Here is an 11,143-nt window from a genome sequence, read left to right as displayed (position 1 = left end):
TTTTGTCGACCTCGAGGTCATAAGCCAAGTCACTCAAAAAGGAAAGAACGCCTTTCCGAGTGACTTGGCTTATGCTTGTCGGACTTGCACAGGATGTGCTGACATCGACGTTCGCCACAGGACGTGGCGGTTTTTAGTCGATGTTCATCTTTTAAGGCGCTTGCGCTTTTCTATCAATACATAAAACGATTCATAAATCGGAGGCGGTCAAATTTCTGTACAGAGTCAAGGTCGACCCTTTTACCGATCTTCGCCATTAAACAGTTAGCTGGATGAGAACTGATTTCTGGATCATCTGTTGCATACCATTCCAGTCCGCCTGCATTCATCATTTTCTCCATGACCTTTCGATATTCCCATACATTTAATCCTGTGCCTTTTAAATCCCAGTGCCAATAATATTCTGTTGTAATAATAATATAATCTTCCATTGCATCATCCATCATTGACACCTTTAAAAGGCTTTTACCCGTACCGGTACCTCTAAATTTAGGAATTACTTCAATGGCCCCAAGCTCAATTAAATTTTCCATTTTTCCTTCTGACCATCGTTCGAGCGGATCAGGGTATACGTATGTAACATATCCGACAATTGTATCTCTGTACCTGGCAATAATAATTCTCCCTTCTGGCAGCCCGGCTATTTCGATTAGAGCCTTTTTTTGCTGCTCAGGTGGACGAAAAGCTACTAAGTCCTTATGAAACTCTAAGTCTGCTAATTTTTCAGGAGAAATAGGCCCTTCAATAATTAAATTTCCTTGCGGAGTTTTTAATTCTTTAGCATTATATGTTTTTCGATGTTCCATTTGTTTCACCGCCTAAGACAAATCATTATTAATTCTATTATACATAAAAATCATTCTTTTTAAGTGACTTGATTTTATTTTCTGTATTATTCGAAAACAATTTGTGACAGTTTTATTCACGATGAAGAAAGCTACTAAGTATATATAATATCTATTTGTCATTAGTAGTAAATTTTACTCATTTTTGTTTTCTGATAGTTAAATGGTTATGAAAATTATCCTATTGAATATTTTTAAAATTGAGAAAAGATAAAACCTATACTATAATAATAACAAACTTAAAACAGCATCAGCTCTCTCATTTACAAAGCGGATGCTTTGGGAGCCAAGCTGGAATGATCAGAGGGGGATATTGATATATGAAAGTGGAAGCCTTACAAGCAACTCAAGGAAATTATAATTTAAAGAATTATGAAGAAACATACAAACAATTCGATTGGGCAGATGGGGAGAAGGTATTCTCCTGGTATGATACAGGTCGAGTCAATATGGCTTATGAGGCTATTGACCGCCATGCAGAATCCATCCGAAAAAATAAAATAGCTCTGTATTTCCGTGAAGGCTTAAGAAATGAAAAATATACATTTAAGGAAATGAAGGAGCTTTCTAATAAAGCAGGTAATGTTTTAAAAACATACGGAGATGTTGAAAAAGGAGATCGCGTGTTTATTTTTATGCCGCGTTCACCTGAGCTTTATTTTGCTGCATTGGGTACGATTAAACTTGGTGCAATTGTCGGTCCGCTTTTTGAAGCATTTATGGAAGGGGCGGTTCGTGACCGTTTAGAGGACAGTGAAGCTAAGGTTCTTATTACGACACCTGAATTACTGAAGCGTGTCCCTGTCGATGAGCTTCCTGCTCTAAAAACTATTTTTCTAGTAGGAGAAGGAATTGAAGAGGAAGGGCCTTATATTGATTTTAATAAAAGATTAGCGGAAGCGAGCAACAAGCTTTCTATTGAATGGGTAGAACGAACAGATGGGTTGATCCTGCATTATACTTCCGGGTCTACTGGTAAACCAAAAGGGGTATTACATGTTCACAATGCTATGATTCAGCAATATCATACAGCAAGATGGGTTCTTGACATGCAGGAAGAAGATGTCTTCTGGTGTACGGCAGATCCGGGCTGGGTTACTGGAACCTCCTACGGGATGTTTGGGCCGTGGTTAACCGGAACGTCAAATTTAATAGTAGGCGGAAGATTTAATCCGGAATCCTGGTATAAAATGATTGAAGAGTATGGCGTATCAATCTGGTACAGTGCACCTACAGCATTTAGGATGCTAATGGGAGCTGGAGATGAGGTTGTTAAGAAATTTGATTTAAGCAGCCTGCGCCATATTGTGAGTGTTGGAGAGCCTTTAAACCCTGAAGTAATAAAGTGGGGAATGAAGGTATTCCATTTAAGAGTCCATGATACTTGGTGGATGACTGAAACAGGAGCATTATTAATCTGCAACTATCCTTGCATGGAGATTAAACCTGGATCGATGGGCAAGCCTATACCAGGTGTTGTGGCTGCCATTGTTGATGACCAAGGAAATGAACTGCCTCCATATCGCATGGGCAACCTGGCCATTAAAAAAGGCTGGCCAGCTATGATGCATGCGATTTGGAATAATAAAGAGAAATATGAATCCTATTTCATGCCTGGAGACTGGTATGTTTCAGGTGATTCAGCATATATGGATGAAGATGGCTACTTATGGTTCCAAGGACGTGTGGATGATGTGATTATGACATCTGGTGAAAGAGTCGGTCCATTTGAAGTGGAGAGCAAGCTCCTTGAGCATCCTGCTGTAGCAGAAGCAGGTGTAATTGGTAAGCCGGACCCTGTCCGCGGTGAAATTATTAAAGCCTTCATTGCGCTGCTGGATGGCTATGAGGCATCTGATGAACTAGTTGAAGATATTCGTCAATTTGTGAAAAAAGGACTTGCAGCTCATGCTGCTCCACGCGAAATAGAATTCCGTGATAAACTTCCAAAAACAAGAAGCGGAAAAATTATGCGCCGTGTCTTAAAGGCTTGGGAACTAAACCTGCCAACCGGTGATCTTTCCACAATGGAAGATTAATAAACAAAAAGAAGAACCGTGCCATTTGCACGGTTCTTTTCTGTGAAAATCTATACTTCCTCTGTTGGCGGTGTTTCTGGATCATCTCCATTTCCATCGTCATCATTATCACCAGGAGGATCCTTTGGTTTTTCTTCTTTAGGTGCTGTTTCACCAGGCTGCCCAATTTGAATGATATTGGATGGAGCAGATTCTTTCCCTGCAATATCAACAGCTGTTACATAGAACTCTCCATTAGGTGCTTGGAATGAAAGAGTATTACTAGCGGAGATGCTGCTCACCTTTTTCACGCTTTCACCTGATTTTTGGTAAACACGATAGCCAATTACATCATTTTCGGCATGCGCACCCCAAACAATGGTCGAGTTTGATCGGCTAATAGCTGGGGCATCTGGAGCCTTTCCATTTTCCTCTAATTTAGAATCAGCTGCTATAAGGCCTTTCCATCTATCCTTATTCGGAATTAACTGTGATGCATCCTTTATTGAAATACCATACTTATCCTCGAAAAACTTAGGACTAATCGCTACGCCTGAATGGATAAATTCATCTGGTGTGCTGTCTAAGGCTTCGTATCTATTAGTTCCGATAAGGACATACTTTCCATCTGCAAAGTTATTATCAGTCTGTGTAGGAAGGAACTTCGCATTAAACCAGTCTGTCGTAACGAGACCTGCTTTAGAACAAGCATCAGAAGGGAGAAGACCAGATGCTGCGCAATAGGATCTGCGGACAATTCCACCAGGCATTTGGAATTGCTGATTTGTTGCCACCAGATCAGGAGCTGCGTCATAGGCAGCATTCATAAGGTCCGCCCATAAATATACGTTACGGGGACCGTGATGGACTCCTTTATATCTAAGCTCTAATGATTTTGGAGTGTCATATCCATTCCAGACTCCAAAGCTAACTTTTGGATTAACAGCCACAAACCAGGAATCTTTTAAATCCTGACCTGTACCGGTTTTACCAGCCCAGTCTGAACCAAACTTTAACCGGCCTTTTAATGATGTTGCTGTCCCTTGATTGATTACATCTCTCATCATATCAATGGTCAAATAAGCAGTTTGCGGGCTGAATACTTCAACGGGTTCCGCTTCATGCTGATAAATAGTTTTACCAGACTTATCTACGATTTTTTCAATCATGTAAGCATCCACAAAGTTTCCGCCATTTGCAAAAGTGCCAAAGGCATTTACATTCTCTTCAACTGTTACTCCATTCGTAATTCCACCTAGAGCCAGTGAATTGGTTGTATAGTCATTTTCAATAATCGATGTAAAGCCCATTTTCTCTAAATACTGAGCAGGCCGCTGATTAATAATGGTACGATATGTCAGCATAGCTGGAACGTTATAAGACATCGCTAGAGCATAACGAGCTGAGACTAAACCACTGTAAGTTTTATCATAGTTGTTTGGATAAGGCACATTTGGTCGGTGTGGGTCCAGAAATACCTCTACATCGGGAATAACGGATCCCGGTGACACTTCTCCCAGCTCTAAAGCAGGTGCGTACACAACTAGCGGCTTCATCGTTGAACCGTTCGATCTTAATGTATCCGTTGCATGGTTTACTTGCTTAAGGTTATAATCTCTTCCACCTACAAAGGATAGGATTTTACCAGTGCTGTTTTCGATGAGAATTGCACCAACCTGAACAGGCTCTATTACTTCTTTCTTTTCCTTCGTTTCAGGGTCTTCGATTATTTCTATTTTATCGCTTCCATAAAGGGAAAAATTATCTTTTGCCACTTGCATCGCATCATAAATACCCTTATGAATAGTTGTATGAATTTGGTAACCGTTTTGACGGAGGTTTCGGTCTGCTAATATTTTATATTCATTTTCCAGCTCTTTATCATTCTTCAAATCTTCATCCGTATAGCCATCTTCTTTGGCAAGGATGCCGGCCAAAATGTCTTTAGCCCGTTTTTCTATCTCAAATGTTAAATACGGATACTTTTCAACAGTACTTTCAATACGGGGAATAAAATCCTTCGTAATATCATAGGCTAAAGCTTCTTCAAATTGCTTCTGTGTGAGCCTTCCGTCATCAAACATTCTGTTTAATACCGTTTTCATCCTTGTAAGACCTGGTTCAATGCCCTCAGCCTTCTTCAATTCCCCGCCTTGTGTATAGGGAGTATAGCCAAAGGGGCTTTGAGGAAGCCCAGCTATGAAAGCGGCCTGGGGAATATTTAATTCCTTTGCATTTACTCCAAATATTCCTTTAGCAGCTGCTTGAACACCAGCGATGTTTCTGCCAGATGAATTTCTGCCAAAGGTGGAAACATTTAAATAGGCTTCCAAAATTTCTTTCTTATCGAAAAACTTTTCTAAGCGTAGGGCAAGCAAAATTTCTTTCGCTTTCCTTTCAAAAGAAACTTCATTTGTTAACAGCTGATTTTTTATTAATTGCTGTGTGAGTGTACTTCCGCCCGTTTGAACAGACGAATTCGTTACTTCTTGAAAGAGAGCACGCATAATTGCCTTAGGAACAACTCCATCATGCTCATAAAAATATTCATCCTCTGTTGCAATCACAGCATCTATTAAATATTGGGAAACATTCTCAAGCTTTACTTCTTCCCTGTCTAAATCTGTTCGAAGCTTTCCAAGGTAAACATTTTCTGCAAAATATAAATCGGATGTCTCTTCATAGTTATAAATATCTTTTTTCATCTTTTCATAAGGACGAATTTTCTCATTCTTAACGAGTGAAGCAAAATATCCTGCTCCAACCCCACCGGCAAAGGAGCCAACCAAGACAATAATAATAATAAATAATAAAATAAGATTCCAAGCAACTTGAAAGGAGATACTAGCACCTTTTGCTGCTTTTTTATTGGTTAGCAGGGCTACCCACGACTTCCATTTATCTTTGTTATTTTGATTTTCCTTCATTCGCATCATTCCCCCTAAAATCACATACATTATAGCATAAACAGGCAATCCATTAGTTATCGGTTCGCTATTTTTCTAAATTTCCCTTTTTTCTTTCATCTGAGTATTTGACATTTATTATCTCATATGATAAAAATGCTTTATTATGAGAAAAGCGGAAGCGCCTTCGAAACAATCAAAAGGCAATTGTTTCTGCGATGACTAATCGCAGAAGCCTTCCTTAATGCTCACCCCCGACAAGCATAAGACAGGCCGACGAGAAGGTTGTAGTTTAACCTTCTTGGCTGACTGGCTTATGACCTCGAGGTCGACAAAANNTGTCGCATTGTCGACACTAGTACTTCCTGTACGTCGGGGGTAGGCGCTGGAGCTAGACATAAAAAAATTATATATGCTTTGATGGGAATAAGTAGTACTTCTATCTCTGTTTCAGAAAGCCGGCGGCTGCTGTGAGCCGGTACACATAGAAGGATGAATTACCTCCCTGAGCATTCACTGTCAACCTGAGCTATCAGTTATAGCAGTGAACGGAAGATCCGTTATCAGAAATGAGTGGAGGACAATTGTCCTCAATTTGGGTGGTACCGCGCAAAATTAATGCGTCCCTGCAATTATGCAGGGGCGTTTTTTGTTTTTTTGGTAATGGACGATATGAAGGGGTAACCAAAAAGGAGGAAGCAAACAATGAGCTTACTAGAAGATTTACAGTGGAGAGGGATTATTTACCAACAAACAGATGAAGAAGGAATGAAGGACACCTTAAATAAGGAGAAAATCTCTTTATATTGCGGGATGGATCCAACAGGTGACAGTATGCATATTGGGCATTTGCTGCCATTTCTTACATTGAGGAGATTTCAAAATCATGGACATCGTCCGATTGTACTTGTCGGCGGAGCAACTGGCTTAATTGGTGATCCAAAAATGACTGAAGAAAGAACACTGCAAACAGTTGAAACTGTGCAGCATAACGTAGATTGTCTGACAAAACAATTAAAAATGATTTTTGATTTCGAAGGAGAAAACGGAGCGATCATGGTAAATAACTATGATTGGACTGCACCGATGAATATTATCACCTTCCTAAGAGACTATGGGAAGCACGTAGGTATCAATTATATGCTGGCAAAGGATACGATTGCGTCACGCTTAGAAACAGGGATATCTTTTACAGAGTTTACCTACACAATCCTTCAAGGAATGGATTTTAAACATTTATATGAAAATTACCAATGTAAGCTGCAAATTGGCGGAAGCGACCAATGGGGCAATATTACGACAGGTCTTGAACTCATTAGAAAAATGACAGGGGAAGGCTCGAAAGCATATGGCTTAACGATTCCACTTGTGACGAAGGCTGATGGAACAAAATTTGGAAAAACGGAAAGTGGCGCTGTGTGGCTAGATCCGGAAAAAACCTCACCATATGAGTTCTATCAATTCTGGATTAATGCTGCTGATGCTGATGTTGTTAAATACTTGAAATACTTTACTTTCCTTTCTAAAGAAGAAATTGAAGCACTAGAACAATCTGTTCAAGAAGAAGCACATCTTCGTAAAGCTCAAAAAGCTTTAGCCGAGGAAATGACTCGTCTCATACATGGGGAGGAAGCATTAAATCAGGCAATAAAAATTTCAGAGGCATTATTTAGCGGTGAAGTAAGCAATCTTTCCGGGTCAGAAATTAAACAAGGATTTAAGGATGTCCCATCGTACGAGCATACTTCTGGTGAGGAAATTGGCCTTGTTGATTTACTAGTGGATGCAAAAATCTCGCCATCTAAACGTCAAGCTAGGGAAGATGTGGCAAATGGAGCCGTTTCGATTAATGGTGAAAGAGTAACAGAAACAGACTATGTCCTTACGGTAAATGATCGCATCGAGAATGAATTTACCATCATTCGCCGCGGGAAGAAGAAATATTTCTTAATTAAATACTAATTCATTAAGTCATCAGCAATAAAGATTTAATAAAAGCCCTAGAAATTACAAAAGCATAATTTCTAGGGCTTATTAAATTCCGTATATTTTATAACTTAAATTTCATAACTAAGCCGTTTAGCTTTTCAGCCTGTTTTGCAAGTTCTTCTGAACTACTGGCAACTTCATCCATTGAACTGCTGATTTGCTGGGAGGAGGCAGAGGTTTGTTCTACACCTGCAGCTGACTCTTCAGAAATGGCTGCGATTTCGGAAATTGATCCGCTCATGATTTCACTATTCGCAGTGATTGCAGCTAGATTTTCAGTAACAGTGAGGATATTATTGGACATGTTTTTTATCGCCGCACTAATGCCTTCGAACGTCTCACTAGTAGTTTTAATTTGGCTAGTCCCTTGAACAACTTCTTCATATCCTGTTTGTAATGATTTAGTTACTATATTTGATTCATCCTGAATACCTGTTACGATGTTTGTAATATCAGAAATAGATGAAGATACCTGTTCTGCAAGCTTTTTTACTTCATTAGCTACGACTGCAAAACCTTTGCCATGTTCTCCAGCTCTTGCTGATTCAATTGCTGCATTTAAAGCTAATAAATTCGTCTGGTCGGCGATATCTTTTATGACAGAAACCAATTTAGAAATTTCTTGAGACTTGGTATCAAGGCCGTACACTTTTTGCATTGCATCCTGCATAATTTGATCAATCTTTGTCATTTGATTAAAGGAAGACTCCATTAGCTGGCTTCCTTCACCAGTCATTAACAATACCTCATTGGACGCCTGTAGAATAAGATCGCCATTTGCATCCGCTTCTTGAACTGTGGATGAAAAGGAGCCCATGATGGAGGATAGATTGCTTGCATTGGCAGCTTGTGATTCTGTGCCAGTTGCCAATTCCTGCATGGTAGTCGCAATTTGTTGAGATCCAGCGTTTACCTCATTGGCAGATTGCGTTAATTCTTCACTCTGACCTGCAATAGATTCAGAGACTAGGTTAATTTCACTTAATAATTGGCGAACATTATTATTCATTTCATTTGTAGAAGCTACTAGCTGGCCAACTTCGTCTTTAGAATTATTTTTTAACGGTTCGTGGCTCATATCACCGCTAGCAATGAGATTCATTCTTTCCATTACCTTTTTTATTGGGCCTGAAATCACATTGGAGGTTATTAGTGCTACTGCAATACTAACAACTACAGCCAAAAGAATGACAATCGTTATGTAAAGGACCGTTTTTTCTCCACTAGCTATAATTTCTGTCCCTTTTCTATTAATTGAATCTTGGCTATCGCTGGCTAATTTTTCATATCCAGCCATAAGTTCACGAACGGTTGTATCTGTTTTTGCAAGGTTTTGCCGTGCGATTTCGATATTTCCTTTTTCGTACTCTTCAAATACTTCTTTGGCCACATACTGTCTCCATTCAACAGTACGGTTAATAAGTTCATCAAACTCCTGAGATGCACCAATCTTTCTAACTATTTGCTCATAATGCTTCCCTTTCTCAGTATATTCGTTAAAGCGTTCTTTGTAGTCACCGCCATATAGGACATAGCCTCGTGCAGTTGATATTCTATTTGCCAAAGTACTAGACATTTGCTCATTTGCAATTAATAATTGGATCTCGTGATCAACAATGAATTCTGTGTCATTATTCGTTGTATTGATTTGATAAAAACTAAAACCTCCTAATAGTAACACGAGAAAAATCACTATTGAAAATCCAAACAATATTTTCGTTCTAATACTTTTGAAGCTTAATAAACTTTTCAATTCTTTTCCCCAACTTTCAATATATTCATCTTTTTTAGACATAACTACATAAGGCTAAAGTGTCATTTACTAAAGCCGTTTCGGTCTTGATATATAGTAGCCCTGAAGTATAGGTACACCCAATTGTTTTGCGGCTAACAGGTCATTCTTTGTTTCAATTCCTTCTAGCACTAATTTTATTTCTTTGTTTGTGAATCCTAAAAAGAGAGAGACTAGTGCCTGTTTTTCGGTTGATGCGGATAAGCCTTTTGATTTTGTATGATCCAGCTTTACAAAATCAGGCGAAATAATTTCGATCATTTTAAAAGAGCCTTTAGTAACCGGTAAATCGTCAAATGCAATTTGGAAGCCATTCGATTTTAAAAACAATAGACGGCTCATAAAAATTTGTTGTTCCCAAATATTTTTTTGGATAGCTTCCTCGTTTATTTCAAAAACGATCTGTCCTCTAATAGTAGGAAATAAAAGGAGCAGTTTATTTATGAAATTTTCGAAATCGTGATGGACGATTGTTGTGGGCAGAATATTTATAAACAAAAAATGAGATTTTAAATAAAAGCTAGGGTATTGCATGACTGCATTCTTAATGCAATACGTGTCTAACTCAAATAAAACCCCGTTATTTCTGGCCTTTTCAATTACAATTAGAGGATTCATTCGTGGTGTAGTTCTCATTAAAGCTTCATGTGCAAAAATAGTATCATTGCTGCTATTCATAAGCGGCTGATATTCACTGTACAATAATTTTCCTTGCGTTATTGTTGTAATGGACCGAAAATCTATTTTACACCCTTCTTCCTACACAATATTAGCTTATTATTTAGGTAATTCCCTATTTATTACACCCATTCCATCTAATATAGCCTTTGCATCTTTGTTTAAATATTCGAGTATATCTGTTCGCAAAAGCAATTTTGCTTTATCCTTAATAATTAGCTTTAAGCCTCTAATATCAAAATTAGTTGCATATGTATTGATAGCGATTAAAGTTGCCATGTCTTGTCTGGAGATAGGCTGATTCCCTGCATCATGTCTTTCTATAAGGAATTTAAGTAAATCTCTTGCATTGCTTTTCAGTGAAATCCTATGTTTATCTAATACATTTAGATTTTCTTCAATAAGTTTTCTCGCTGTGACAAAGTCTAATTGCTCCATATATTTATTGATATCAGCAATTAAATTTTCAACCTTCATAAAACCTCACCTCACTTAAATTTTTTTCTGCCCTAAACAATAAAACACTAAGTAATAGGCTTTTTCTGATAGAAAATAAAAAAAGCTATTCCAAATAGAATAGCCAAAAATTTCATGGGAAATAAACAAGAATTTGGTAACCTGGCAATCATAGTAATAGGTATTATTAACTACCTAAACCTTAGACCCAAGGGCTTTGCGTCCTATTCTTTCAAATAGTTTGCCTTTTACATATAGGGCTTCTTACTTAAATTATAATAAAACAATAAAATACAAAATTCAACATAATTCTACAAAATTCAACGTTTTCTCTAAAATAATACATTTACTCAAATTTTTTCAAAAAGAAAAACCCTAGCGGCGTTATAATAAAAAACAGGTTTAAAAATAATCACTCGCTACGGATTATAGGCTATTTAGTTGAATAACACACTTTAA

Annotated in this window: 7 protein-coding genes, 1 riboswitch and 1 other annotated feature; of the genes, 2 read left to right on the top strand and 5 right to left on the bottom strand. The window is 38.1% G+C overall.

Annotation, left to right across the window (positions count from 1 at the left end):
* Nucleotides 1–173 precede the first annotated feature (173 nt).
* Complete coding sequence (locus V7127_RS12845) at nucleotides 174–806, bottom strand: GNAT family N-acetyltransferase (RefSeq protein WP_335345995.1); 633 nt, start codon at nucleotides 804–806, stop codon at nucleotides 174–176.
* A 359-nt stretch (nucleotides 807–1,165) separates the two neighbouring features.
* Between V7127_RS12845 and acsA the strand changes: the two genes are divergently transcribed.
* A complete protein-coding gene (gene acsA, locus V7127_RS12840; RefSeq protein ID WP_335354684.1) occupies nucleotides 1,166–2,884 on the top strand; it encodes an acetate--CoA ligase in 1,719 nt (572 codons plus the stop codon).
* A 50-nt stretch (nucleotides 2,885–2,934) separates the two neighbouring features.
* Here the strand turns inward: acsA and V7127_RS12835 are convergent, their stop codons facing one another.
* Complete coding sequence (locus V7127_RS12835) at nucleotides 2,935–5,790, bottom strand: transglycosylase domain-containing protein (protein ID WP_335486601.1); 2,856 nt, start codon at nucleotides 5,788–5,790, stop codon at nucleotides 2,935–2,937.
* Between the two features lie 387 nt (nucleotides 5,791–6,177).
* Nucleotides 6,178–6,400: a binding site (T-box leader), on the top strand.
* Between the two features lie 74 nt (nucleotides 6,401–6,474).
* On the opposite strand from V7127_RS12835, the gene tyrS reads away from it, so the two are divergent.
* Nucleotides 6,475–7,731, top strand: coding sequence for a tyrosine--tRNA ligase (gene tyrS, locus V7127_RS12830; protein WP_335486598.1), 1,257 nt, complete (start codon nucleotides 6,475–6,477; stop codon nucleotides 7,729–7,731).
* An 88-nt stretch (nucleotides 7,732–7,819) separates the two neighbouring features.
* Here the strand turns inward: tyrS and V7127_RS12825 are convergent, their stop codons facing one another.
* The 3 genes from V7127_RS12825 to V7127_RS12815 form a co-directional block, all read right to left on the bottom strand.
* Complete coding sequence (locus V7127_RS12825; protein ID WP_335486595.1) at nucleotides 7,820–9,553, bottom strand: methyl-accepting chemotaxis protein; 1,734 nt, start codon at nucleotides 9,551–9,553, stop codon at nucleotides 7,820–7,822.
* A gap of 27 nt (nucleotides 9,554–9,580) precedes the next feature.
* Nucleotides 9,581–10,252: an EAL domain-containing protein gene (locus V7127_RS12820; protein ID WP_335486592.1), complete on the bottom strand. Its 672-nt coding sequence runs from the start codon at nucleotides 10,250–10,252 to the stop codon at nucleotides 9,581–9,583.
* 75 nt (nucleotides 10,253–10,327) lie between these two features.
* Nucleotides 10,328–10,705 (bottom strand): hypothetical protein, encoded by a 378-nt coding sequence (locus V7127_RS12815; protein WP_335486589.1) that lies wholly within the window; start codon nucleotides 10,703–10,705, stop codon nucleotides 10,328–10,330.
* 132 nt (nucleotides 10,706–10,837) lie between these two features.
* A riboswitch (cyclic di-GMP riboswitch) is annotated at nucleotides 10,838–10,940 on the bottom strand.
* Nucleotides 10,941–11,143 lie beyond the last annotated feature (203 nt).

It is taken from the genome of Bacillus sp. JJ1773 (assembly GCF_036962035.1).
Lineage (GTDB): Bacteria > Bacillota > Bacilli > Bacillales > Cytobacillaceae > Cytobacillus.
The sequence above is the reverse complement of the archived record's forward strand: the minus strand, read 5'-3'. Positions and strand labels throughout refer to the sequence as shown.